The sequence below is a fragment of the Nonlabens tegetincola genome (genome assembly GCF_002954355.1).
GTDB classification, from domain to species: domain Bacteria; phylum Bacteroidota; class Bacteroidia; order Flavobacteriales; family Flavobacteriaceae; genus Nonlabens; species Nonlabens tegetincola.
Window position 1 is genome coordinate 66,093 of record NZ_MQVV01000016.1, and the last position, 22,954, is coordinate 89,046.

The window sequence follows — 22,954 nt, forward strand, 5'->3', positions numbered from 1 at the left end:
TAATAAGTTATAGCAAAAAGGCCTATTTCGTCTTAACCCTTATAGAATCTAGCATTAGGATGAAACTGATATCCATTTAATAAGTCTTTCACTTCCATCGCTTTTTTACCCGGTAATTGTAATCGATTTACCTCGATAAAATAATCATTTGTAGCAATAAAGAGTTTTTTGTCCTTTAGTAACAAAGTTCCTGGTGGCACATGATCTGATTTTTCTTCAGAAATTACCGCAGTATGAATTTTACATCGTAGCTCGTCGTCATTATTATAAAACAATGCCTTGGCTACAGGATATGGATATAATCCTCTTATTAAAGCCGTAACTTCAGCAGCAGATTTGGTAAAATCAATTAAGGTGTTCTCATTATTTAATTTGGGAGCTGCTTTTAACGAACTAGAATTTGATTGAACTCTAGTACTAATTTTATTATTTGCTATATCATTTACCGTTTTAAGAGATAAATCTGCTCCCAAATTCATTAAACGACCATAAAGACTACCTACATTTTCATTCTTTTCAATTTGCGTTTCGACTTGATCGATTATAGCTCCTGTATCAATTTTATCATCTATAAAAAATGTAGTCACTCCCGTTTTTTGCTCCTGATTAATAATAGCCCAATTTATAGGTGCGGCACCTCTATATTCAGGAAGTAAACTCGCGTGCAGGTTAAACGTACCCATTACAGGTAAGGACCAAACCACCTTTGGCAACATTCTAAACGCCACAATCACTTGTAAATCTGGATTGATTTCTTGTAATTGTTCAATAAAATCGGGTGATTTTAAATTTGTAGGCTGCAAAACAGGTATATTATTATTTACCGCAAACTTTTTTACATCACTTTGTTGTAGTTTTCTACCACGTCCAGCAGGTTTGTCTGGTGCAGTAACTACTGCTTTGATATTATGATTGGATTCGTGTAATTTTTTAAGTACACCAGTTGCAAATTCTGGAGTACCGTAAAAAACGATATTTAATTTCTTACTCATTTATTTGAAATAAATTGTTCTGTACTTTTTTAAGTTTATTGTTCTCCATCAAGGATTTTACTGATGAAATCAAATTTTCCATTGTAATACCACTTGAAATGGAAACTTGTGATAGGGTAGTTGGGTGATTAAAAAAAGGCAACAAGTTACTCTCATTTATAATAACGCAGTTACTACAAGATCCACAATTTTCAGTATTCTTTTCTCCGAAATAGGAGAGTAGCATTTTGTTTATACAAATCTCTGTATTAAATACTATTTTAACAAGAGCCTGTAGCTTTTCTGTTTTGTGGGAAATCTGTATCTCTAGTTCTCTTGAAATTCTATTAATCGCTCGATCATCATCCCTAGGTTCTAAAAAAGTGATAGAATTATCAGTGTTTATCAAAGTAACATCGGCTAGCTGTTGCTCATGCATTTTTGATAGAGTTTGTATAACTTGAGATTCAGTAGTATTACTTCTGTGAGCAATGAGCGGTATTTGAACACTTATATTTTGATTACTGCTTCCACCATAGGTGCGCAAAATAGCTTGGATGATTGCGTAATAGGAATCGTTAGTTTGGGCAAACTGTCTTGTTTTTTCTGCGCTTTCGCGAAAGCGTACTAAACACTTTCTTTTAAATACAGGAGACAACTTTATAATTCCAAATCTATCTAGAGTATTAAGTGCTGTATGGGCAGGTAATCCTAACAAGTCATAGGTTTTACAAAATTGAGAAAACGATAAGTAATGAGTGGTTTGATAACCTTCTCCAAAAGCAATATTTAAATAGTTATGTAAATGTTTGTAAATCTTTTTTAAGTAATGTTTATCGGGTTGAGAAGCCACAAATTGATGATGAGCATGATTAACATCATTACGATTAAATATGAAAATGGCATTTGAAGGTTTACCGTCACGTCCAGCACGTCCTGTTTCTTGATAATAACTTTCAATACTATCGGGAAATTGCAGGTGATACACTTGTCTTACATCTGGTTTATCTATACCCATTCCAAACGCGTTTGTGGCAACCATAACTTGAGAACTGTTATTCATCCATGATTGGGTGTGCTGTTCTCGTTGTTTGGGTGTAAGTCCACCGTGATAGTGAGTTGCCGTAATACCGCGTGCTTTAAGTTGATTAGCAAGGACAACTGTATTTTTTCTACTGCGCATGTAGATTATACAGCTGCCAGTAAGCTCCTTTAAATATTCTATTAATACACTAAGCTTGTTCTCAGTTTGTACAAATTGATACTTAATATTATGGCGTTTAAAACTACTTTTTATAACTACAGGATCCTTTAATTCCAGATTAATGGCAATATCCTGTTGCACCTGAGTAGTAGCAGTTGCTGTAAGTGCCACCATAGGTGCTGCTATTCCCAATTCACGTAAAATTTTAGTACCTCTATAGGCTGGTCTAAAATCATGTCCCCATTCACTGATGCAATGTGCCTCGTCAACTGCTATTAGGTTTATGGGCATTTTTTGAAGTCTTTGTTGAACAAGGTCTTGTTGTAAACGCTCTGGACTGAGATATAAAAACTTATAATTACCATATATACAATTATCCAGCCGTTCATCCAATTCTTGATGGCTTATACCACTTGTAATTTCTATTACTTTAATTTGTCTAGATCGTAAAGATTGTACTTGATCTTTAATTAAAGCAACAAGTGGAGATATTACAATGGTAATACCATTCATTGTTAACCCAGGAACCTGATAACAAACTGATTTACCACCACCAGTAGGTAAGAGTGCTATGGTGTCATTACCTTTTAAGATATTCGATATAACTTCTTCCTGATTACCTTTAAAGCAATCATAGCCAAAAGTGTTTTTTAATATCTCGCGAGCGTAATCTATCATTTAAATACGTTCCAAAAGGTATTTTAATCTCTGGTCAACCGGTAAATGAGGTACTTCTATAAGTTCATAATTCAAATTATTGTAATACGTTGTCAAAATTTGAGCTATGGTTACAGCCTGTTCATAGGTTTCATAGCGCTCCTCATCGGTTTGATAAATATCTTTCCAAGGCGGTAAAAAAAACACCTTATCATATCGATAATCTTCACAAGCCTGTTCGTATCGTTGTGGAATTTCTTCGTCTTTATATACATGATAGGCAGGAACATCAGGAATACCTCGATCATAGAAGTTAATTCCCTTTTGCGCTTGTTGGAATTGTTGGATACGTCCTTCTAACAAAGCATCGCTAAATGCAAACGGTTCTACAAGAAATAGTTGATCTATGCCACGTTCTCTCGCTTGAGCTGTAACTTGTCTAGAAATTTCAGGATGAATAACATGTCCAGATTCCTCTATAGCTTGAATTAAGGTAGTTTTACCAGTTCCTGGACCACCAATTAATAGAATTCGCTTAATTTCATTCATAGGTTACAAAATAACTAAATCTAACGCTACGTATAGCCGATCTCTTGAATTATATTTGCACAACTTTATGGCAACACACAAAAACTCAGACGAATTTTACAAAAAATTGAAAGAGCAGTTAGCAGATACGTCTAGCTGGCCTAGTAAATACATGTATAAATTTATAGTTCCATCAGATCAAAGTAAAATTGATCAAATAGAGAACATTTTTGATGGTACTGGCGCGGTGATTAACACAAAAGCCTCTTCAAAAGGCACTTACACAAGCTTGTCTATAGTGGTAAATATGCCTAGTCCAGATGCTGTCATTGCAAAATATAAGGAAGTAGGAAAAGTGGAAGGCGTGATAAGTTTGTAATTCAAAGTTATTGCTTACATTGCACCTTACTTCACAGAATTTAAATCAAGACTATTTTGATATCTTCATTAGAATACAACACTGAGCGTAATAAGCTTAATATTCCAGAATATGGAAGACATATTCAAAAACTAGTTGAACACTGTAAATCATTACCCTCAAAAGAAGAGCGTAATAAAATGGCACATGCCATAATTGGTGTAATGGGTAATTTAAATCCACACTTAAGAGACGTACCAGATTTTCAACATAAACTATGGGATCAATTATTCATCATTGCAGACTTTAATCTAGATGTTGAATCACCATACCCTATACCAGATAAGGAAGAGCTAGAGGCACGCCCAGAAAGAATGTCATATCCACAAAAACGACCTAAATATCGTTTCTATGGGAATAACATTCAGAATATGATTGATGTTGCCGTAAGTTGGGAAAAAGGAGAAAAACGTGAAGCCTTGACCTTCATTATTGCCAATCATATGAAAAAGTCTTTTCTTAATTGGAATAAAGACAGTGTAGATGATTCAGTAATATTTGGTCACCTTTATGAAATGAGTGACGGAGCCATAAACCTGGCTGCAAAAGATGAAGATTTACTAGAGTCTAAATCTCTTATTTACCGTAATACCAATTCTAATAGAAGTCGTAATAACAATCACAGACGAAATAACGGTAAAAAGAATAATCGTAACAACCAGCGACGTCGTAGATAAGCAATTATTAAGATATATAGTTTACAAAAAAGCTCTAATAACTAGATTATTAGAGCTTTTTACTTTAATAATTCTTTTGCTTGTTGTTTCCAGTTATCTCTTTTAATCCTACCAGGAAAAAAAGCTATTAATTCAGTTATTTCCTTCTCTTGATCATCAGTCATTGAGGCAAGTTGTTCAAACTGGAAAATGCCGATGCTGTTTAATTTATTCTCTATGGCTGGACCTATTCCTGTGATTTTCTTTAAGTCATCAGCATTTTGAGCGTTTCCTTTCCCGAGTGGGAAATCTTGAAAACTATTAGTATCGTCAGTACTCAGTCTAGGATCAATCAATTCTCCAGTTCTATCCCTAGTTTGTCTAGCTCTTATTTGTCCTGGTTGTATGTAATCCGTTAACTCTTCCGTATCTAGCATATTAGATTGATCAAACTTTTTACTGGAAGTTTTTTTAGGTGGCTCTTTGATGGAAGAGGCACTACGTCCAATAAGGTATGCGCCTAGTAGCATTAGGAATAAAACTAATACCACTATGAACTCATTCTGAAAAATTTCCATTGTATCCTATTTTGAACTTATAATCAATTTAATACCACTAGCTGCCATGCCGTTTTCAAATGGAATAGAAGCAACATGAGGACGAACAAGTATCCTATCACGAGATATTCCTGTACTTCTTAATAGTCTGGCAATGTAATTACCTCGATTTTCAGCAGCGTTTGTCACCTCATTTTCATCTTGATAACTGTGAATGGTGACAATATTAGTCGGGTACTTTTCTAGTAGTTCTTTTACGGTTACACCGTAGCGACTACAATTAAATGGTAACTTTATCTTAGCTTGATTGTAATACATTTTGACTTGTGAACCACAATCAAATGCTACAGAATCATCTGGATTAATAATTTTAAATACAGTATCGTAATATAAATTTCTTTCCTCTTTAATTGCTTCATCTCTAACTCCTGATACTGTATTATCAATAGAAACGTCTTCTTTCTTTGTTTTTGAAATACTATCGGAAACTTTAATGGAATTATCTATTAAACTATCGGTTTGTAGTATTTCTGTATTTGAAGTTTCTGTAAAACTTTTTTCTTGCTCAAGTTGTAGATTTTTGGTAGAAGTATCTTCTTTATTATCAACAAATTTTGTGGTTGTGTAGATATAATAAAAAAGGGTACAGCACACAGCGCTATACAGCAAGAAGAGTAGGGGATTTTTAAAAGATTTGTTCACAGGAACTAAATATTTGTTAAATATAGTAACTGTTTTTAAACTCTTTTGGTTTTTGCTATAAAAACTTAGCTTTAAGTTCTGGTGTTGGAATCATGCAACTTTCTTTTTTACCGAACCATTGATATCTATTTGAGGCAATCCAGTCATAAACTGCGTTGGATATAAATCTAGGAACGATTCTTAGAATAGCGAGTGCTGGCCACAGTCCAGATAATTGTTGAGCAATGCGTAGTGCTGCTCCCGCTTTCGCGAAAGCGTTATTATCATCAACCAAAATGATAGAATCGGTTTTTTCTGGATCTATTTGATGTTTTCTCAATAACTTTTCTCCTATCTCACTTTGCAAGGCCGCAAATCTAAAAACATCTTTTTTATCGCGCTTTATAATAAAGACAACAGCACCATTACACAGGTTGCAAACACCATCAAATAAAATGATTTTCTTGTCTTGCATTATTTTACCTTCTCTAATTTTTCTAGGTCTACTTGAGTAGTGAACAATCCATAATTCACGATAGCTTTACCTTTTTCAATACTATCAATCGTACCAACAGATTTTGAATCGAGTAGCCTTACTTTGTCATTAAGTTTAAGTTCCACCTTAGGTTGTGGTGGTGTCACATTATTTACACGTTCTTTTACTTTTTGACTTCTTATTTTTTGAACCTTTTGAATAACTTCATTTTCAATCTGTTTATCTCTAGATTTTTGAGTTTTGTTTGCTGGTTTTTTCTTTTGAGCAGGGCGATGTTTTACATTTTCTGTAATCACCAGTTTCATAAGTTCTTCCTGCAGTTTCTTTTTCTTTTTATCTTTATTAAAAGTTGCAGCAAGTTGATCAAATTTTTTACCTAATTGAATGAAACGCTGGTAATTATCATACAATTCTTGAAAGTCTTGAAGTTTTTGCTGTACTCTTTCTTGAGTAACTTCTAGTTTGTTAGCCTTTTTGGTAGCTTCGATCTCTTTGTCCCTTAAATTCTCATTATTACGTCTTAAATGAGAACGTTCTTTTTGCAGGGCTGCAATGGACTTATCAAAGCGTATTTTACCTCGTTCGACTTTCTTTTTAGCTTTATTAATTAAGCTATAAGGAATACCATTCTTTTGCGCCACCTCAAATGTGAACGAGCTACCTGCTTCACCCATTTGCAGTTGATAAACAGGTTGCAAGGATCGAGAGTCAAATAACATATTGGCATTGTTCATTTCTGGAACCTCATTTGCCAGCATTTTTAGATTAGTATAGTGTGTCGTAATGATTCCATAGGAAGAACGGCTGTGTAATTCTTCTAACATACTTTCAGCTAGTGCTCCTCCTAACTCTGGATCTGATCCTGTACCAAATTCATCTATGAGGAATAAGGTGTTTTCATCGGCTGTTTTTAAAAAACCACGCATGTTCTTAAGTCGATAGCTGTAAGTACTCAAGTGGTTGTCTATACTTTGATTATCTCCTATATCAGAAAGTATTTTCTTGAATAGGCAAACTCTGCTTTTTTCATGAACGGGTATCAACATTCCTGTTTGAATCATTACTTGTAATAATCCTACTGTTTTTAATGTGATGGATTTACCACCAGCATTAGGTCCAGAAATTACTATGATACGATTATCCTTATCTAATTTTATAGTTTGTGGATAGGTCTTTTCTCCACGAGCCTGATTTGCAACCAACAACAAAGGGTGGTAGGCATCAACCAGTTCTAACTCACGATGATTGACCATCATGGGTAAAATGCCTTGTATTTTTTGGGCATATCTTGCCTTACCACTTATAATATCAGTATGAATTAAATAATCTCTATAGGTTTCAAAATCTGGGATAAAAGGCCTTAAGAAGTCGGTAAGTTCTTTAAGAATACGTTTAATTTCGTCCTTTTCTTCTATCTCGAGCTCTGCAAGTTGTCTACTTAGATTTAATACGCGTTCTGGTTCTATATAGGCAATGCTACCCGTTTTAGAACTACCCATTACTTTACCCTTTACCTTACGACGGTACATAGCTCTAACTGCTAGAACCCTGCGGTTTTCCATAACGGTTTCCTTAATGTCATCTAGATATCCTAGCTGACCATAATGGGCTAGCGCTTGTCCAAAACTTCCATTCAATTGTCCACGCACGGCATTCATAGAACGTCTAATGTTCCTTAAATCTGGTGACGCATCATCTTTAATTTCACCATATTTATCAATAACATCATCCACACGAGCAGGAATCATTTCGTTATAGGGTATGCCTTCTAATCGTTCACTTAAAGACGGGAAATGCTCTACCGTTTTTCTAAAAAACTTATGATGCTCATTAATCGTTTTGGGTAACGAGGCTAGTTTGCGTACACCTTCTTTCTCTAGCGTACTGTTTTCTATACCTAAAAGTTGTAATTCTCGTTCAATAGGATCAAATCCATGATTTGGAATTTGATATTCACTAGAGTAGGACGCCACATACTCATTAGTGTGGTTTAAAGCAGTAAGCACTGCATTTTTATTTACATGTGGTTTTTGAAGTAAGGCTTGTTCCTTACCGTCATCGGTCACACAATTTGCTGCCAGCTGTTTTAAAACTGACGGAAATTCTAAATCTTCTAGTGTTTTCTGTGATATCTTACTCATAAATCCTTAGACAAAAATACGCTGCTCGCCATACTTAAGTCGGGATTTTTGATAAAATTATCATTACTCGTGATGGTAGGGCTCATTACGTAGAATGGTAAAGGCTCGATAGATTTGTTCTACAGCAAATAATCGTACCATTTGATGTGAAAAGGTCATGGCGCTCAAGGATAGTTTAGATTGACCTCGTTCATACACTTCTTGAGAAAAACCATAGGGTCCACCTATGACAAAGACCAAACGTTTTAATCCAGAAACACTACGTTTATTTATTAATTGAGCAAACTGACTACTGGTATAGCTTTTTCCTTTTTCATCTAATAAGGTGACAAAATCGCTCTTGTCAATCTTATTCAATATCAACTTTCCTTCTTCATTTTTTTGGTGTTCGATACTCATATTTTTTGTGTTTTTGAGATCTGGTATAACTTCCATTTCAAAATTTACATAGTGTTGTAGGCGTTTTTGATACACGTCTATCAAATCTGCAATACGATTATCATCGGTTTTACCAACGGCAAGGAGCGTAATTTTCATAGTGCAAAAGTAAGGAGGTAGCTTCATATTCGTCACAATGTTTCTAAAACCGTATTTTTGAACTTTAAACCATATTATGAATTATAATAGTCAGGAATTTCAAGACGAACTCACACGAATTATTACCAATGCTTTGCGTGAGGATGTAGGTGATGGTGATCACTCAAGTCTATCCTGTATTCCCAGTACTGCAACTGGCAAGGCTCGTTTACTAGTAAAAGACAATGGTGTAATTGCTGGTCTCGCTTTCGCGAAAGCGGTATTTCAACAAGTAGATCCCAATTTACAAGTAGAATTTTTAATGAACGACGGTGATACTGTTAAGTATGGTGATGAAGCATTCTATGTATCGGGTTCATCACAGTCTATTCTAAAGGCCGAAAGACTAGTGCTTAACGCCATGCAAAGAATGAGTGCCATCGCTACAAAAACCAGAAAATTTGTAGATGTTCTTAAGGGAACAAATACCAAAATCCTGGATACTAGAAAAACCACTCCTGGAATAAGAGCTCTTGAAAAATGGGCAGTTGATATAGGTGGTGGCGTTAATCATAGATTTGGTCTCTACGATATGATCATGTTAAAGGATAATCATATTGATTTTGCTGGTGGAGTAGTAGAAGCTATTGAAAAAACTAAACAATACCTAAAAGATACCAAGAAGGATCTTAAGATTATTGTTGAAGCCAGAAGTCTAGAAGAAATTGAAAAAATCTTAAGTGTTGATGGTGTATATCGTATTTTAATTGATAATTTTAATTACGAAAACACTAAAAAGGCTGTAGCCCTTATAGGCGACAAATGTTTAACTGAGAGTAGTGGTGGAATAACCCTTGATACTGCAAAAAACTATGCAGATTGTGGAGTCGATTTTATCTCTAGTGGTTCACTTACTCACAGCGTCTATAATATGGATTTGAGCCTGAAAGCAATGCATGAGTAAAAAGGTTAAAATAGTTCAACGCTTTCCCTTTTTAAAGAAACTGATTGATAAGGCAGATTCTATACATCTTCCTGGTTTTGAAGGAATGACTGCGTGGGATTTATGGGAAACCTATGCCGAAGGAATAACTAATGGAGCTTTTAGCGCACGTGCTAGTTCTATTAGTTATAGTTTTTTTATGGCCATTTTTCCTTTTGTACTATTTATCCTTAACCTGATACCCTTTGTACCTATTAATAATTTTCAAGAAGACGTAATTAGATTTTTGAATGATTTATTGCCTTATCAAGCAGCTGGTGCTTTTGATGGAATTTTTACCGAAATCGCTTTAAAGGAAAATACAGGCTTATTGACGATAGCTTTTTTCTCTTCCCTAATTTTTATGACAAACGGAGTAAATGCCATTTTTGATGGATTTGAGCGCAGTTATCATTCGGTTTTGAATCGAGGTTTCTTCAGGCAATATGCAGTCTCCTTACTGGTTTCTATCATGCTTGTGTTGTTTTTATTTGTAGGTGTTGTTTTAACCATTGCAGTGGAATATTTTTTAAGTGAACTACAAGCTAGGGAATACGTATCAGAAAGTAGCAGTAGCGTGTGGTTACAACTTATTAGATATGCTACCTTAATATTCATGCTATATGTTTTTATAGCAACTTTATACTATGCTGGTACTAAAACTGGTAGACAAACTAGGTTCTTTTCAATAGGCGCGACGGTAACTACAGTTTTGATTCTCGCGGCCTCTTATTTGTATGGTATCTATCTAGAAAACTTTGCTACCTACAACGAAATTTATGGTTCGATAGGAGCTATAATTATTTTAATGGTTTATATCTGGCTGAATTCCAATCTTTTACTTGTTGGTTTTGAATTAAATGCATCTCTAAGATCGTTAAAGGCACGGAATTTGAATAACACTTAGTATATTGTAACACATTAAACAACATACAATGAAAAAATACATTTTTATTTTAGCTGCGGCTTTCATGACCTTTACTGCTCAAGCACAACAAACTGTAGAAGGAGTTGAAGTAGAAGGTTCTCTTTCTAAGTACGGTAAGGAACTTACCTTAAACGGTGCTGGTTTAAGAGAAAAAGTGTTTATCGACCTTTATGTAGGTGGACTTTATGTAACTGAAAAAAGCGATGACGGTGAGACACTTACAAGTTCTGATCAATCAATGGCAATCACATTAGATATCGTGAGTAAATTAGTAACTCAAGATAACATGATAAGTTCTATAGAAGAAGGTTTTGAGAACAGTTGTTCTAGTAAGGAATACAAAGCCCTTTCAGGTAAAATTGAAAAATTTATCGCTCTCTTTAATGAAGAAATCGTAAAAGGTGATGAGTTTGTATTGTTTTACATTCCAGGTGAAGGAACTAAAGTGTCAAAAAACGGTAAAGAGCTAGGTACCATTCCAGGATTAGACTTTAAAAAAGGATTATTTGGAATTTGGTTAGGTGATTATCCAGCAGATGAAGAGTTAAAAGAAGGTTTATTAGGATTGTAATCCATCAACCTTATTGTATATTCCAGCTGTCTCTATTTGAGACAGCTTTTTTTATTTAAAAAATTAAAACTATGAAATACGCATTTGTACTGTTGTTATCACTAACGAGCTTTTTCAATGTCTTGCAAGTAAGTGCTCAAGAAAAAGATATTACTGGAACTTGGAAAACGATAGACGATAAAACAGGAATCGTCAAATCCCATGTAGAAATCTATAAAAAAGGTAATAAGTATTATGGCAAAGTAGTAAAGATTCTTGATCCAGATGCTCCTGCTAAACCATTGTGTGAGAATTGTGATGGTGAGTTAAAAGATGCACCTATCATTGGATTAGAGATATTAAAGAATTTTGAAAAGGAGGATGATGAATATGAAGATGGTACTATCCTAGATCCAGAAAATGGAAAAACCTATAAAGCAAAACTTTGGCTAGATGAAGAGGATGAGAACAAACTAAATGTGCGTGGTTACATTTTATTCTTATATAGGACTCAAACTTGGGAAAGACTCTAGGTGACAATTTTCTCATATAAATTCTGGAGCTTTTCAAGATCGCCTGTATTCTCTATATGTTCTTTACAGTCATGCATGAGAAGTTCTGCTTGCTTATGAATACTATTATAATAATCTTCTTTAGAAGCTGGATTTTGAAGCAATTGATCATACATGGACATCATTTTCAAGGAAACTATTACATCATTTCTAGAATAAGTACGCAGTGCTGCACAAGTAGTATAAATAAGCTCTTCAAAAGAAACCGTTTTTAATTCAATTAACTCCTTGTCGTCTTCAATTAATAGTTCTAGATCTGGTTTATTCATTCTTACACAAAAAAGCTGTGTAAGATAATTGATGGCATTAATAGCAGTTCCTGGATCATTAATTCCAGGTGACATAGCTTTTACCGCAATTTCTGTAATTTGCTTAAAACCTAAAACATAATTGTCACTTACCAATTCAGGTTCTCTAAATAAAAAATACTCCTGAATCTCGTCTGTAACTTTTTCGTCTATATCTTTATTAATTTTAAACAAGGGACTATTAGCGAGTAGGTAAGTACCTTTTATCTGTAAAAGCTTAATCTTGATATCTTGCTCATTAGCTATCTTTTTGAGACCCGAAATACTAATATTTTGTAGCGTACCGCTGTTTTTTGCTTTAAATGTGATCCAATTATCCGTGTTAGAAAATGAACCATCCTTGTAATTAGAATCGATTACTTTATTCAAACGTTTTAATGCTTTGGAAAACACATTTTTCAAAATATTATTTATCTGAATATTAGAAGAAATGTTATGAATAAAAAATACGAATGCCGCAAGCGAAATAATAGCTGCTGTTAAGCCTAGTAAAACACTTAAAATAGGAATAGTCTGATTTTGTGTAGGTTCATCAATCCCAATTAAAGTAATAATGTTGTATAATATACTTCCTAAAAAAGCTCCTAGTATCAATTGATGCTTTCTATTTGAGATCAAACTAGGTAATACACGCGGAGAATAATTTGCCGCAGCCTGACTGAGTAGAAGCATCACCATGTTAAAGGTGAAAACTAGCATACTTATTCCACCAGCTATTAAGGTAGTAAGTAAATTACGAGCTGTATCAACATCAGTTATTTCTAATCCAGGAAACCATTCTATCAATTGTTTAGAAGCGTCTACCGTTTCAATATATTTCATAAAGAAAGCCAGAAAAATAGCCAGAATAGAATAAAAGGTAGGATAGAAGGCTATACTACCGGTCAAAATATTATAAAACGAATTAACCTTGGTAAATAATTTTTTCATGTGATTATAAATGTAGGTCGGTTTTAGGTTAAGCTAGGTTAATGCTATGCTAATGCATATTATATTTCACAAATAATTAATACCTTGCTACCACACAAAGAAATTATGGGCGATTCTACAACACTTAAAAAAGACTTACTTAACCAACTTATCTTGATGGCTCATCGAGATGGAAAATTAGATAGTAAAGAAATCTCTTTTGTCCTTAATGTAGGAAAAAGGCTAGGATTTGAAGAAGTTGATGTTGTAGACATGATTAAAAATCCATCTGCTCAAATTGAAAAACCTCCTAAAGATTTTACACAACGCATTGTACATTTTCATCGTCTTATGATCATGATGTATATTGATGGTCACGTCGATGATAAAGAATTACAATTTTTATATGAACTAGGTCTTACTTATGGGTTTAGAAAGTCGACGATTGACACCTTACTTAGAATGATGGAACGCTATCCAAATGGTGACATTCCTGCAAGTGAACTCATAGAAATACACTCAAGAGACTATAACTAATGCCACAATGGCATTTTAAAACAGGCTAAAACTGTCTTTTTGTCTTATTTTTCAATTGGTATTCAATTTGCCTATTACAGGTCAAATAAGTTGAATAAATAAAAATTGAAATATGACACTTACAAAAAGAACTAACAACTGGTTACCATCTTTAATAGATGAAATGTTTAATCAAGATTTTAATGGTGGTAGTATTATTAATGAAAAGCCATTCATTCCTGCTGTTAATGTAATTGAAGCAGATAATGCTTTCTCACTAGAAATGAGTATTCCTGGATTTAAAAAGGAAGATGTAAACATTGAAATCGATCAGGATGTTTTGACTATTCAATCAGAAGTTGAAACTTCAAAAGAAGAAAAAACAGAACAATTCACTCGTAAAGAGTTTTCTAAAAAATCTTTTAAGCGCAGTTTTAATTTACCAGAAACAGTAAATCAAGATCGCATTGAGGCTAATTATGAAAACGGTATTCTTACTATAAGTTTACCTAAAAAAGAAGAAGCCTTACCACAGCCTAAAAGAATGATTACTTTAAAGTAATCAAATCAAGATGTAGCTTAAAGCCAGCAATATTGCTGGCTTTTTTTTTAACATAGAACTAGCATCAGTTTAACGTCTAGTTGGGTGAACCTAGAATACACGCCAACTATCTTTAACCTAAAACAAGAATATGAGTAGTAGTGATATACTTTATAGCAAAATAACCAGCGCACAAGACTTTAAAAATAGAATAGTGATGGCACCAATGACTCGTAGTCGTGCTACCGATGATCACATTCCTACACCTATAATGGCTGCCTATTACGGCGAAAGAGCATCTGCAGGTTTATTGATTACTGAAGGAACATCTCCATCTCCTAATGGAGTAGGCTATGCAAGGATACCTGGAATTTATAACGATCAACAAATTGATGCGTGGCGTGCCGTGACTAAGGCAGTGCATGCTAATGGAGGAAAAATATTTTTGCAAATCATGCACACAGGACGTGTGTCTCATCCAGATAACATGCCCAATGATGCAAAAATTGTAGCGCCTAGTGCTATCGCTCCAGAAAACACAAAAATGTGGGTAGATGGCAAGGGCGAGCTAGAAATACCAGTACCTAATGAAATGACCTCAAGCGATATAGAACAAGTAATTGAAGAGTTTGTTCAAGCTGCTCAAAATGCTATCGCTGCCGATTTTGACGGTGTAGAAATTCATGGAGCAAATGGGTACTTACTAGAACAGTTTTTTAATCCAGCCTCTAATAAACGAGAGGACGAGTACGGCGGTAGTGTTGAAAACCGAAGTAAGGTAATTCTTGAAATTGCCAAAAGAACCGTAGCTGCTATAGGAGCAGATCGTGTAGGAGTGCGTTTAAGTCCTAATGGGGTCATGAATGATGTAGGTCCTTGGGAATCTCAAAAACAAGACTTTGAATACCTGGTATCACAATTCAATTCTTTGAATCTACTTTACCTTCATTTACTGGATCATCAGGCAATGGGAGCAAATCCTCTACCTGAAGATATACGTACAAGCCTGCAATCTAAATTTGAGGGAATAAATATTCTTTGTGGCGGATACGACAAGTCAACCGCCATTAAGGATCTTACTAATGAAAAAGCCGATATGATTGCCTTTGGACGTCCATTTGTTGCAAATCCCGATTTGGTGGAACGATTTAAACAGGATGCCGATTTGAATGAGGTTGATCAGGATACTTTTTATACTCCAGGGAAAGAAGGTTATCTAGATTATCCTAAAATGGAGCCTATATCCTAATTATTGATTTTATTTTTGCGCTTTCGCGAAAGCGTAAATCCTTTAAACATTTTTATGAAAGTACAAGCATATGGTGCTCACGCATCAGATAAAGATTTAGAACCTTTAACTATAGAACGACGTGAATTACTTAGTAATGACGTTAAAATTAAAATCATTTATTGTGGTGTATGCCACAGCGATATTCACGCCAAAAATAACGACTGGGGTAACGCAAAATATCCTATCGTACCTGGCCATGAGATCATAGGAAGAGTAGAAGAAGTAGGAGCTGAAGTAAGTAAATACAAAGCAGGTGATCTAGTAGGAGTAGGCTGTATGGTGGATAGTTGTCAAGAATGTTCTCAATGTAATGATGATATGGAACATTTTTGTGAAAACGGTAGCACCAGTACCTACAATAGTAAGGATAAACACTTGGGTGGACACACCTTTGGCGGTTACTCTACTCACATTGTCGTAAGAGAGGAATTTGTATTGAGTGTTTCAGAGAAATTGGATACTAAAGCAGTGGCACCACTACTTTGTGCTGGAATTACTACTTACTCTCCTTTGCGTCATTGGAATGTAAAGAAAGGAGATAAAGTAGGTGTTGTAGGATTAGGTGGATTAGGACACATGGGAATTAAGTTTGCTCATGCTCTAGGCGCCGAGACCTATATGATTACCACTTCACCAGAAAAAGCACAAGATGCAAAACGATTAGGTGCCGATGGTGTTATTATATCAAAGGACAATGAGGACATGAAAAAACATTTTGGGACCTTTGATTTCATTCTAAACACTATTCCCGTAGGTCACGATTTAAATCCATACTTACAACTGCTTAAACCAGACGGAACAGTATGTTTAGTAGGTGCCATAGAACCGCTAGAACCTTTCCACGGTGGTAACCTTATTTTAAGACGTAAACGTATTGTAGGTAGCTTAATAGGAGGAATTGCAGAGACTCAAGAAATGCTTGATTTCTGTGCAGAACACAATATTACTAGCGATGTAGAAATGATTGATATCAATGAAATAAATACTGCTTTTGAACGCGTTCAAAAAAATGATGTCAAATATCGTTTTGTTATTGATATGGCATCACTTAATTAATCTTTTGCATGGCAGTAATACGCTGCAGCAGGCTAGGATGTGAATATTGAAAATACACTACAGCCGGGTGCGGTGTTAAATTACTTAAACTAGTTTTAGTTAGCGTCTTTAATCCTGTGATTAAAGGCGCTGCTTTATAAGTACGCACTGCATAAGCGTCGGCTTGATATTCAAATTTGCGTGAAAGGATGTTCATAAAAATGCTTGTAATCATAGATATAGGTGAATACAGCAAGAAAAAGGCTACTAGTCCTATGTGAAATGAAGAATTTGAAACACCCAATGCTCGTGCCATCAAATCGCTGTCCACCACAAGAGAAAATAAGTATAGAGTAAATCCTGTGGTAAGCGTACCAGCTAGTAGGTTGTATAAAATATGTTTTTTCTTATAGTGACCAACCTCGTGTGCAAGAACAGCCACTATTTCTTCTTCGGTTAATTGATCAATTAACGTATCGTATAAGGTCACCCGTTTTTCACTTCCAAAACCACTGAAATAAGCATTGGCCTTGGTACTTCTTTTGCTACCATCAATCACAAATATTTTAGTAAGTTCAAAACCTACTTGGTTGGCATATTCAGATATTTTATCTCTTAAACTACCTTGTTCCAAAGGTGCCTGTTTATTGAATATAGGAACGATCAATCGGGCGTAAAACATATTAAGTAATATACTCACGATAAAAATGACGATCCACGCGTACCACCAAAAATTTGAATCTGCCCAGTTGTAAATAAGAATAAGAACCGTAAGTAATCCACCACCTAAAATTAGTGTCATAAACCAGCCTTTTATCTTGTCCAGAAAAAATAGTTTTTTTGTGGTTTTATTAAAGCCATATTTTTCTTCAATAACAAAAGTACTGTAATAGGATAGAGGAGTAGTAAGTAAATCACTAGCCATAAACAACACGCCAAAAAATAACAAACTAACCACGGTTTCATTATTGGTAATACTACGACACCATTGATCTACTAGGGCAAATCCATCTAGAAATATAAATACCAAAATACCAACAATAGAAATGAAACTATTTAACGTACCAAATTTGAAGCGCTCCTTTTTATAAGCTTGTGACTTCTCGTATTCCTCTTGTTTATAAACATCGGACAGGACTGCTGGTATAGGTTTTGAATACCAAGTATAATTAAGAAAGGACAAAACCTCATTCAGTAAAAAGTCAAATACTAGAATACCGATTATGCAATAAAATAAAACTGTTGGAGTCATGATTAAAAATCTCTTTGACGTTTTGCTTCAAATAATAAAATGGCAGCACTTACTGATACGTTCATACTATCAATCTCACCACTCATAGGAATGATAATGTTTGCCTTGGCTGCATCTCTCATTTCGTCTGTAAGTCCAGTAGCTTCAGTTCCTACAGCAATAGCGCTGGAATTCTTAAAACTGGCTGTATGATATGGAATACTAGTTTGTAAAGTAGCAGCGTATAGATCAATCTCTTTCATTCTTAAAAATTCACAAATCTCACTAGTGCTAGTACTTGCAATTGGTACAGTGAGCGCACAACCTACACTAGATCGTATAACGTTGGGATTATACAGGTCACATTTAGGATCTGCTAGTAGAACAGCATCAACCGCAGCGGCATCTGCTGTGCGCAGTAAAGCGCCTAAGTTTCCTGGTTTTTCAATAGATTGAGCAACAAGGACAAGGGCATTGTTTGGTAAGTTAAGATCAGTAAGCTGTAATGTTTTCGCTTTCGCGAAAGCGATACAACCTTCAGTACCGCTGCGATAAGCTAGCTTTTCATAAACCTCAATACTTACGCTTATTAGTTCTACATCCTTACTCACGCCAAGTTGAGCCTGTACAAATTCCTTGGAAACTTGTTCTTGCTGGTTAAATATTTCAGGACACACCAATAGAGTTTGTAGTTGATAATCACCTTTAATGGCAAGTGTGATTTCACGAGCGCCTTCTATAAGAAACAGCTGTTCCTTTTTACGTGCTTTGCTTTTACGCTGCAGCTGTTCTGCCTGACGTATCAACGCGTTGTGTGGACTAGTAATGTGCTTCATAAAAGTAGAATGTATGCAAAAATAAGAGATTGTAACTGGCTGTGTGACTACTCAAACGTTTAAGCATAAACTTTTGTCAACAACCGCATGTATTCAAAACCCGTGCTAGTGGTTTTATGTAACTTTACTACAAATTAAAGCATATGAATTTTCACACTCGTAAATGGATTAAACCAGAAGATTTAAACCCTAACGGAACCTTATTTGGTGGTAGATTACTAGAATGGATTGATGAAGAGGCTGCTCTCTATGCAATCATTCAGCTGGAAAATCAAAAGGTAGTCACTAAGTTTATGAGTGAAATTAATTTTACGGCAAGTGCTCAACCTGGTGACATCATTGAGATAGGTCTCGAGGTTAACAAATTTGGACGTACTTCTATAGATCTTAAATGTGAGGTACGTAATAAAATGACTAGGGAAACTATTATTACAATTGAAAATATTGTTCTAGTGAATTTAGGTGAAGACGGTTCACCAAAACCTCATGGAAAAACCAAAATTGAATACGTTAAGGATCGTTTAAAAGCTTAATTACTCCAATTTTTTAATAATCTTACAAGGATTTCCCATAGCTAGTACATTACTGGGAATATCCTTATTGACTACACTACCGGCGCCTATGGTAACCTTATCACCTATAGTAACACCAGGAAAAATAACGCTATTACCACCTATCCATACATTATTACCAATTACGACAGGTTGAGTAGTGGTGATGTAAGTACTATTTGAACCGTTTGATTTTATACGATCAGATGCTTTAAGAGGATGTGTAGCTGTATAAATTTGAACATAAGGTGCTATTAAAAATTATCACCTATTTAAATACGATTATCATCTAGAAACATACAATTGGTATTCAAAAAGGTATTTTTACCGATAGAAATGTTTTCGCCATAATCACAGTAAAATGGAGATTCAATCCAAACACCAGGATATTTGTTTCCTAGTAGCTCGCTGAGTAATTCAGCCTTTTCTTCGATCAAACGAGGATTTAATGTATTGATTTTACTAAGTAATTCACAAGCCTTAAAATATCGTTCTAATAATTCAGGATCCCGAGAGCATTTTCTCTTTTTCTGTCATAGCCATGTGCTGTTTTTTAATGAGAAACTACTTTCAATCCTACAATTGATGCAATTAAGGTGATCAAAAATAGCAGTCGTAAAAAGGTAACAGGTTCTTTAAAAACAAATATTCCCACTAGCACAGTTCCCACAGCACCTATACCAGTCCAAACGGCGTAGGCAGTACCTATGGGCAAACTTTGAGTTGCTTTAATAAGCAATCCCATGCTTACACATAATGATACGAGAAATCCAGCGTACCACATATACATTAAGGTTCCAGATGATTCTTTGGCTTTACCTAAACAAAATGCAAAGGCCACTTCAAATAATCCTGCAATGATTAAAATTATCCATTTCATTTATTAAAAATACGATAGATTCCGAACAGGTTGTAGATTAAAGTAATCTAATAATGAGAAGAATCATAAAAGAAAATACGATTCTAATAATATTCATAGGATCTTGTTACCGTGTGTTGCAAACCATCCTCTGAATCAAAATATTCTCGCTTTAAAAAATTGCCGAATTCATCAGTTCCAGATTCGGTTACTTTGGATTTTTTAAAGGGTAGACGTGTACTGTCATTACTTACCTTCATTTCTACAAGTTGATTGTCTCGATAAGAAAAAACTACTTTGGAGTACAAGCTATTATTCATATCGTTCCATTTTTTTCCAGTAGTTGTAGAGGAAAGGATTTTGTAATCTTTATCCCAAGTATGAATTGTCTTTAGCTCATACTTAGTTGTAATAGATTTAGTGTAAATGTGTAATGTACTATCATTGACTAGTACTTCTTTTTTGATTTTAGAAACTTGTCGGTCATCCACGGCGATAGTTTTAGAGTTTCGCTCCGTGTTACTAACCTTTTCAAAGTAGGTTATTTCACCTAGTGCTAGAGAATCTTGCTCTACATATCTGTGATTATAATGATCAATGTGAGTAACAAAACCTTCTTCATTAAAGTGGTAAGTATCTTCAAAAGAAGTACTTGTAGCATGATTTAAAGAATATTCAGTATAACTTTTAATAGAACCCTTTAAATTATTACGTTTCAAGTCATTAGGAAAATTAAAAACGGATGTTTTTAGAGAAGCTATTACTAAGCATATAGAACAAAATACAAGATTCAATTTCATAGTTCACCTAATTAATACATCGTATTTGAATGGGCCAATTGATCCGGTATTTGTTGGATAGCATCCCAGTGTTCACAAATCTTACCATCCTTATCAAATCTAAAAAAATCCATAGTCACGTACTCATCATTACCAGGCCATACTTGATGCGTATGTAAAGCAACCAGATCATGCTGACCTATACAACGTGCAAATTCAATAGTTTTATTAGGATACTCTTGTTGCATTCTTTCAAAATATTCAATAAAACCTTGGATACCGTCAACCACATGTGGATTGTGCTGTATGTAAGTATCGCCTACATAAAGTTCCACAGCTTTACTCGGATTGCCTAGATAAGCCATTTTATAAAAAGCGATAGCGTTTTCTTTATTTTTCTCAATATCCATAATAGTAATTAAATCTAAAGATAAGCAAAGTACAACACCTAGCATCTGGCAATTGTATCTGCCTAACGCGACATCTCAATGGAAAAGTAGGAGCGAAGTGATGTTCTATATCGCTATTGCGAAAGCGTAATACAAAGCAAAAAAGCCTGCTGATAATAACCAATTACAGAAGAAATGACTATTTTAATTCATGCCAACCTAGAGTTCCGTTCATTCCAAATCGAGAAATTTCAATTTTTTTCTTTTGAACTTGATCTCTATTAAAGCAGCGACATTTTGTTTACCGTTTTTCCATTCTAAATTTGAATCTATGAAATCTTTAAACTTATCAAAATCTAATTCTAAAGAGTTTATATTAGTCTCGTTTTCATAGCTTAATAAACAAGAGTTTCCTTCTTTGTATACAATAATTTGAAGTTTTAATATACCTCGGATTTTTTTTCTTTGTTCAGGGGTGATTAATTTGGCGACCGATTTTATTAATTCCTGATTTTCTATTTCAGCAGTTTTATCCACACTTTCCAATGCAAATCTTTGAGTGTTACAATTACCGAGGTTTTTCTCATAAATACTTTGAGCTAAGACGTTATAAATCCCAAAAAATAGGAGTAAGATTAAAGTAAGTAATATTTTCATAGTCTTTGAAAAGTTATTATTGATTCTTTTATTGATTTGTTTTGTGAAAAAGTAATTGACTTGATAGGATGAGGTCCAGTAAACAACTTTGAGTATAAAGAGTAAATGTGAATAGCATCATTGTCTATACCGATGTTGATTGTTGTGGATTTGGATTTGTTAAATGTTGTTGATAATTCTTAAGTTGAATTAGTTCTTGTTCATTCCTTTCAATTGTTTTTTTATAATGCTTTATAATTTCTTGCGTTAATGATTCAGCCTTTGAAATTTTGGAATTACGCTTGCGCATTTTGTTTGTTAATCTACTGATGTAGAAGAAAACTAATGCTATGATTATAAATATGACACCAAAACCGATAATTGTATAAATCAATTCCTTCTCTATGGTTATTTCAAATGATTTATTAAGATTTTGAATAAACTGCTCAAATGTAAATTGAGAGTTTTCTTGAGCCATTAGATAAACTGAATTTTTCATTGTGAAACCAGCCATTTCAGCATACTCACTTTTGACGGAATCTATCAATTCCTTTTTAAACTGCTCATCTTGTAATAGGACTTCAGGATTTACTACTAGTAATAATCCAATTATTAATATTCCTATGCCTAGTAATAAGAATAAGGTTCTTTTAATAAATAAATAACTAGTTCCAAACCATCTAGTAAATCTAGATCCTGAAATGATTGAATCAAGTTCTTCAAGTTGATTGTGGGTCGCTTTTAATTCAGCCTGATATTCTATTTTGTTTAATAAAATATCATTTATTTCTTGTATTCTGTTCATTGATTGCATTTTATCAAGATAATTTATTTTAATGATATTGATGTTCTCACAATAAAGAAAGAATAATAGAATACACTTTGAATTCTATAGTGTGTCTTAGCTTTAATGTAGTCCTTGTTATCTCAGTTATTTTGTTTTCTCGATAACTTCAATGATGTCTTTTCCCAGATAATTAGTCCAAATACCATTTTTGTATTCTATCACTCCTTCTTTGCTATGGTAAAAGGTAGTACCCATTCCTTCTTTAGTTTCAATACCTACTAAATAGTCAGGTATGCATATAGTCTCGCCATTGTTTTCTATTTCGGTATAACCTGAGTCGCAAGTATCGCTATCACAGGAATTCAAGGAAATTAACATTAGCGCAAATAAGCCAAAGGCAATAACTTTTCTTTTCATTTTAATTTAATT

The 22,954-nt window shown here is 34.3% G+C and carries 30 protein-coding genes; 11 read left to right on the top strand and 19 right to left on the bottom strand.

Going from position 1 to position 22,954, the window contains the following annotated elements; translation table 11 throughout:
* Positions 1-32: 32 nt before the first annotated feature.
* From fmt to BST93_RS09630, 3 genes are read right to left on the bottom strand one after another with little or no spacing between them, the layout of a single operon-like run.
* Complete coding sequence (gene fmt / locus BST93_RS09620; RefSeq protein ID WP_105019004.1) at positions 33-992, bottom strand: methionyl-tRNA formyltransferase; 960 nt, start codon at positions 990-992, stop codon at positions 33-35.
* The gene (locus tag BST93_RS09625) at positions 985-2,853 is read right to left on the bottom strand and encodes a RecQ family ATP-dependent DNA helicase (RefSeq protein ID WP_105019005.1); all 1,869 of its coding nucleotides are present in this window, start codon (positions 2,851-2,853) and stop codon (positions 985-987) included. Before BST93_RS09625 ends, fmt begins: the two co-directional genes overlap by 8 nt.
* Positions 2,854-3,381 carry an AAA family ATPase gene (locus BST93_RS09630; protein ID WP_105019006.1) on the bottom strand — a complete coding sequence of 176 codons (528 nt, stop codon included), beginning with the start codon at positions 3,379-3,381 and terminating at the stop codon, positions 2,854-2,856.
* 67 nt (positions 3,382-3,448) lie between these two features.
* Here BST93_RS09630 and BST93_RS09635 point away from each other — a divergent pair, with 67 nt between their 5' ends.
* Together BST93_RS09635 and BST93_RS09640 are read left to right on the top strand one after the other, a co-directional pair.
* The gene (locus tag BST93_RS09635; protein WP_042280186.1) at positions 3,449-3,739 is read left to right on the top strand and encodes a DUF493 family protein; all 291 of its coding nucleotides are present in this window, start codon (positions 3,449-3,451) and stop codon (positions 3,737-3,739) included.
* Between the two features lie 56 nt (positions 3,740-3,795).
* Positions 3,796-4,455 (top strand): DUF4290 domain-containing protein, encoded by a 660-nt coding sequence (locus BST93_RS09640; RefSeq protein ID WP_105019007.1) that lies wholly within the window; start codon positions 3,796-3,798, stop codon positions 4,453-4,455.
* A 59-nt stretch (positions 4,456-4,514) separates the two neighbouring features.
* Here the strand turns inward: BST93_RS09640 and BST93_RS09645 are convergent, their stop codons facing one another.
* The 5 genes from BST93_RS09645 to rlmH all read right to left on the bottom strand — a co-directional run bounded on the left by BST93_RS09645 (position 4,515) and on the right by rlmH (position 8,846).
* A complete protein-coding gene (locus BST93_RS09645; protein ID WP_146105005.1) occupies positions 4,515-5,012 on the bottom strand; it encodes a helix-hairpin-helix domain-containing protein in 498 nt (165 codons plus the stop codon).
* A 6-nt stretch (positions 5,013-5,018) separates the two neighbouring features.
* On the bottom strand, positions 5,019-5,693 hold the full coding sequence (locus tag BST93_RS09650; protein WP_146105006.1) for a hypothetical protein: 675 nt from the start codon (positions 5,691-5,693) through the stop codon (positions 5,019-5,021).
* Between the two features lie 55 nt (positions 5,694-5,748).
* Complete coding sequence (locus tag BST93_RS09655; RefSeq protein WP_105019010.1) at positions 5,749-6,147, bottom strand: thiol-disulfide oxidoreductase DCC family protein; 399 nt, start codon at positions 6,145-6,147, stop codon at positions 5,749-5,751.
* Positions 6,147-8,309, bottom strand: a complete 2,163-nt coding sequence (locus tag BST93_RS09660) for an endonuclease MutS2 (RefSeq protein WP_105019011.1) — start codon at positions 8,307-8,309, stop codon at positions 6,147-6,149. Before BST93_RS09660 ends, BST93_RS09655 begins: the two co-directional genes overlap by 1 nt.
* Before the next feature lie 63 nt (positions 8,310-8,372).
* Complete coding sequence (gene rlmH, locus BST93_RS09665; protein ID WP_105019012.1) at positions 8,373-8,846, bottom strand: 23S rRNA (pseudouridine(1915)-N(3))-methyltransferase RlmH; 474 nt, start codon at positions 8,844-8,846, stop codon at positions 8,373-8,375.
* 76 nt (positions 8,847-8,922) lie between these two features.
* Here rlmH and nadC point away from each other — a divergent pair, with 76 nt between their 5' ends.
* The 4 genes from nadC (at position 8,923) to BST93_RS09685 (ending at position 11,818) form a co-directional block, all read left to right on the top strand.
* A complete protein-coding gene (nadC, locus tag BST93_RS09670) occupies positions 8,923-9,789 on the top strand; it encodes a carboxylating nicotinate-nucleotide diphosphorylase (RefSeq protein WP_105019013.1) in 867 nt (288 codons plus the stop codon).
* The gene (locus BST93_RS09675; RefSeq protein ID WP_042280198.1) at positions 9,782-10,714 is read left to right on the top strand and encodes a YihY/virulence factor BrkB family protein; all 933 of its coding nucleotides are present in this window, start codon (positions 9,782-9,784) and stop codon (positions 10,712-10,714) included. Before nadC ends, BST93_RS09675 begins: the two co-directional genes overlap by 8 nt.
* 28 nt (positions 10,715-10,742) lie before the next feature.
* Positions 10,743-11,306, top strand: a complete 564-nt coding sequence (locus BST93_RS09680; RefSeq protein ID WP_105019014.1) for a chalcone isomerase family protein — start codon at positions 10,743-10,745, stop codon at positions 11,304-11,306.
* A 71-nt stretch (positions 11,307-11,377) separates the two neighbouring features.
* Entirely contained in the window at positions 11,378-11,818 is a 441-nt protein-coding gene (locus BST93_RS09685; protein ID WP_105019015.1) for a DUF2147 domain-containing protein, read from the top strand.
* Here the strand turns inward: BST93_RS09685 and BST93_RS09690 are convergent.
* Complete coding sequence (locus BST93_RS09690; RefSeq protein WP_105019016.1) at positions 11,815-13,095, bottom strand: DUF2254 domain-containing protein; 1,281 nt, start codon at positions 13,093-13,095, stop codon at positions 11,815-11,817. The genes BST93_RS09685 and BST93_RS09690 overlap by 4 nt on opposite strands.
* Before the next feature lie 84 nt (positions 13,096-13,179).
* Here BST93_RS09690 and BST93_RS09695 point away from each other — a divergent pair, with 84 nt between their 5' ends.
* From BST93_RS09695 to BST93_RS09710, 4 genes are all read left to right on the top strand, one after another.
* Positions 13,180-13,611, top strand: coding sequence for a tellurite resistance TerB family protein (locus tag BST93_RS09695; protein ID WP_181072600.1), 432 nt, complete (start codon positions 13,180-13,182; stop codon positions 13,609-13,611).
* A gap of 112 nt (positions 13,612-13,723) precedes the next feature.
* On the top strand, positions 13,724-14,152 hold the full coding sequence (locus BST93_RS09700) for an Hsp20/alpha crystallin family protein (RefSeq protein WP_105019017.1): 429 nt from the start codon (positions 13,724-13,726) through the stop codon (positions 14,150-14,152).
* A gap of 130 nt (positions 14,153-14,282) precedes the next feature.
* Positions 14,283-15,380: an alkene reductase gene (locus BST93_RS09705; RefSeq protein WP_105019018.1), complete on the top strand. Its 1,098-nt coding sequence runs from the start codon at positions 14,283-14,285 to the stop codon at positions 15,378-15,380.
* A gap of 54 nt (positions 15,381-15,434) precedes the next feature.
* Positions 15,435-16,478, top strand: a complete 1,044-nt coding sequence (locus BST93_RS09710) for an NAD(P)-dependent alcohol dehydrogenase (protein WP_105019019.1) — start codon at positions 15,435-15,437, stop codon at positions 16,476-16,478.
* Here the strand turns inward: BST93_RS09710 and BST93_RS09715 are convergent.
* Both BST93_RS09715 and BST93_RS09720 read right to left on the bottom strand, forming a co-directional pair.
* A complete protein-coding gene (locus tag BST93_RS09715; RefSeq protein WP_105019020.1) occupies positions 16,471-17,709 on the bottom strand; it encodes a M48 family metallopeptidase in 1,239 nt (412 codons plus the stop codon). The two genes, BST93_RS09710 and BST93_RS09715, sit on opposite strands and share 8 nt — an antisense overlap.
* A gap of 2 nt (positions 17,710-17,711) precedes the next feature.
* Complete coding sequence (locus tag BST93_RS09720; protein ID WP_105019021.1) at positions 17,712-18,524, bottom strand: TrmH family RNA methyltransferase; 813 nt, start codon at positions 18,522-18,524, stop codon at positions 17,712-17,714.
* 143 nt (positions 18,525-18,667) lie between these two features.
* Here BST93_RS09720 and BST93_RS09725 point away from each other — a divergent pair, with 143 nt between their 5' ends.
* Entirely contained in the window at positions 18,668-19,057 is a 390-nt protein-coding gene (locus BST93_RS09725) for an acyl-CoA thioesterase (RefSeq protein WP_042280216.1), read from the top strand.
* On the opposite strand, the gene BST93_RS14675 is transcribed toward BST93_RS09725, so the two are convergent.
* From BST93_RS14675 to BST93_RS09760, 8 genes are all read right to left on the bottom strand, one after another.
* Positions 19,058-19,330: a DapH/DapD/GlmU-related protein gene (locus tag BST93_RS14675; protein ID WP_105019273.1), complete on the bottom strand. Its 273-nt coding sequence runs from the start codon at positions 19,328-19,330 to the stop codon at positions 19,058-19,060. It lies immediately after the preceding gene.
* A 17-nt stretch (positions 19,331-19,347) separates the two neighbouring features.
* Positions 19,348-19,512, bottom strand: a complete 165-nt coding sequence (locus tag BST93_RS14680) for an LbetaH domain-containing protein (protein WP_146105007.1) — start codon at positions 19,510-19,512, stop codon at positions 19,348-19,350.
* A 116-nt stretch (positions 19,513-19,628) separates the two neighbouring features.
* Positions 19,629-19,955, bottom strand: a complete 327-nt coding sequence (locus BST93_RS09735; protein ID WP_105019022.1) for a DMT family transporter — start codon at positions 19,953-19,955, stop codon at positions 19,629-19,631.
* An 83-nt stretch (positions 19,956-20,038) separates the two neighbouring features.
* The gene (locus tag BST93_RS09740) at positions 20,039-20,734 is read right to left on the bottom strand and encodes a hypothetical protein (protein WP_146105008.1); all 696 of its coding nucleotides are present in this window, start codon (positions 20,732-20,734) and stop codon (positions 20,039-20,041) included.
* 11 nt (positions 20,735-20,745) lie between these two features.
* On the bottom strand, positions 20,746-21,123 hold the full coding sequence (locus BST93_RS09745) for a nuclear transport factor 2 family protein (protein ID WP_105019024.1): 378 nt from the start codon (positions 21,121-21,123) through the stop codon (positions 20,746-20,748).
* Between the two features lie 210 nt (positions 21,124-21,333).
* Positions 21,334-21,759 (bottom strand): hypothetical protein, encoded by a 426-nt coding sequence (locus BST93_RS09750; RefSeq protein WP_105019025.1) that lies wholly within the window; start codon positions 21,757-21,759, stop codon positions 21,334-21,336.
* 124 nt (positions 21,760-21,883) lie between these two features.
* The gene (locus BST93_RS09755) at positions 21,884-22,543 is read right to left on the bottom strand and encodes a hypothetical protein (RefSeq protein ID WP_146105009.1); all 660 of its coding nucleotides are present in this window, start codon (positions 22,541-22,543) and stop codon (positions 21,884-21,886) included.
* A 126-nt stretch (positions 22,544-22,669) separates the two neighbouring features.
* Positions 22,670-22,942 (bottom strand): hypothetical protein, encoded by a 273-nt coding sequence (locus BST93_RS09760; RefSeq protein WP_146105010.1) that lies wholly within the window; start codon positions 22,940-22,942, stop codon positions 22,670-22,672.
* Between the last annotated feature and the right edge of the window lie 12 nt (positions 22,943-22,954).

What these genes read in the sequence shown, in the direction of transcription:
- BST93_RS09675 (WP_042280198.1), top strand. Translation starts at nt 9,782, where the DNA reads ATGAGTAAAAAGGTTAAAATAGTTCAACGCTTTCCCTTTTTAAAGAAA.
- BST93_RS09645 (WP_146105005.1), bottom strand. Translation starts at nt 5,012, where the DNA reads ATGGAAATTTTTCAGAATGAGTTCATAGTGGTATTAGTTTTATTCCTA.
- BST93_RS09755 (WP_146105009.1), bottom strand. Translation starts at nt 22,543, where the DNA reads ATGAACAGAATACAAGAAATAAATGATATTTTATTAAACAAAATAGAA.
- BST93_RS09705 (WP_105019018.1), top strand. Translation starts at nt 14,283, where the DNA reads ATGAGTAGTAGTGATATACTTTATAGCAAAATAACCAGCGCACAAGAC.
- BST93_RS09635 (WP_042280186.1), top strand. Translation starts at nt 3,449, where the DNA reads ATGGCAACACACAAAAACTCAGACGAATTTTACAAAAAATTGAAAGAG.
- BST93_RS09725 (WP_042280216.1), top strand. Translation starts at nt 18,668, where the DNA reads ATGAATTTTCACACTCGTAAATGGATTAAACCAGAAGATTTAAACCCT.
- BST93_RS09740 (WP_146105008.1), bottom strand. Translation starts at nt 20,734, where the DNA reads ATGAAATTGAATCTTGTATTTTGTTCTATATGCTTAGTAATAGCTTCT.
- BST93_RS09720 (WP_105019021.1), bottom strand. Translation starts at nt 18,524, where the DNA reads ATGAAGCACATTACTAGTCCACACAACGCGTTGATACGTCAGGCAGAA.
- BST93_RS09735 (WP_105019022.1), bottom strand. Translation starts at nt 19,955, where the DNA reads ATGAAATGGATAATTTTAATCATTGCAGGATTATTTGAAGTGGCCTTT.
- BST93_RS09630 (WP_105019006.1), bottom strand. Translation starts at nt 3,381, where the DNA reads ATGAATGAAATTAAGCGAATTCTATTAATTGGTGGTCCAGGAACTGGT.
- BST93_RS09760 (WP_146105010.1), bottom strand. Translation starts at nt 22,942, where the DNA reads ATGAAAAGAAAAGTTATTGCCTTTGGCTTATTTGCGCTAATGTTAATT.
- fmt (WP_105019004.1), bottom strand. Translation starts at nt 992, where the DNA reads ATGAGTAAGAAATTAAATATCGTTTTTTACGGTACTCCAGAATTTGCA.
- rlmH (WP_105019012.1), bottom strand. Translation starts at nt 8,846, where the DNA reads ATGAAAATTACGCTCCTTGCCGTTGGTAAAACCGATGATAATCGTATT.
- nadC (WP_105019013.1), top strand. Translation starts at nt 8,923, where the DNA reads ATGAATTATAATAGTCAGGAATTTCAAGACGAACTCACACGAATTATT.
- BST93_RS09680 (WP_105019014.1), top strand. Translation starts at nt 10,743, where the DNA reads ATGAAAAAATACATTTTTATTTTAGCTGCGGCTTTCATGACCTTTACT.
- BST93_RS09660 (WP_105019011.1), bottom strand. Translation starts at nt 8,309, where the DNA reads ATGAGTAAGATATCACAGAAAACACTAGAAGATTTAGAATTTCCGTCA.
- BST93_RS09625 (WP_105019005.1), bottom strand. Translation starts at nt 2,853, where the DNA reads ATGATAGATTACGCTCGCGAGATATTAAAAAACACTTTTGGCTATGAT.
- BST93_RS09710 (WP_105019019.1), top strand. Translation starts at nt 15,435, where the DNA reads ATGAAAGTACAAGCATATGGTGCTCACGCATCAGATAAAGATTTAGAA.
- BST93_RS09745 (WP_105019024.1), bottom strand. Translation starts at nt 21,123, where the DNA reads ATGGATATTGAGAAAAATAAAGAAAACGCTATCGCTTTTTATAAAATG.
- BST93_RS09715 (WP_105019020.1), bottom strand. Translation starts at nt 17,709, where the DNA reads ATGACTCCAACAGTTTTATTTTATTGCATAATCGGTATTCTAGTATTT.
- BST93_RS09750 (WP_105019025.1), bottom strand. Translation starts at nt 21,759, where the DNA reads ATGAAAATATTACTTACTTTAATCTTACTCCTATTTTTTGGGATTTAT.
- BST93_RS09700 (WP_105019017.1), top strand. Translation starts at nt 13,724, where the DNA reads ATGACACTTACAAAAAGAACTAACAACTGGTTACCATCTTTAATAGAT.
- BST93_RS09690 (WP_105019016.1), bottom strand. Translation starts at nt 13,095, where the DNA reads ATGAAAAAATTATTTACCAAGGTTAATTCGTTTTATAATATTTTGACC.
- BST93_RS09685 (WP_105019015.1), top strand. Translation starts at nt 11,378, where the DNA reads ATGAAATACGCATTTGTACTGTTGTTATCACTAACGAGCTTTTTCAAT.
- BST93_RS09655 (WP_105019010.1), bottom strand. Translation starts at nt 6,147, where the DNA reads ATGCAAGACAAGAAAATCATTTTATTTGATGGTGTTTGCAACCTGTGT.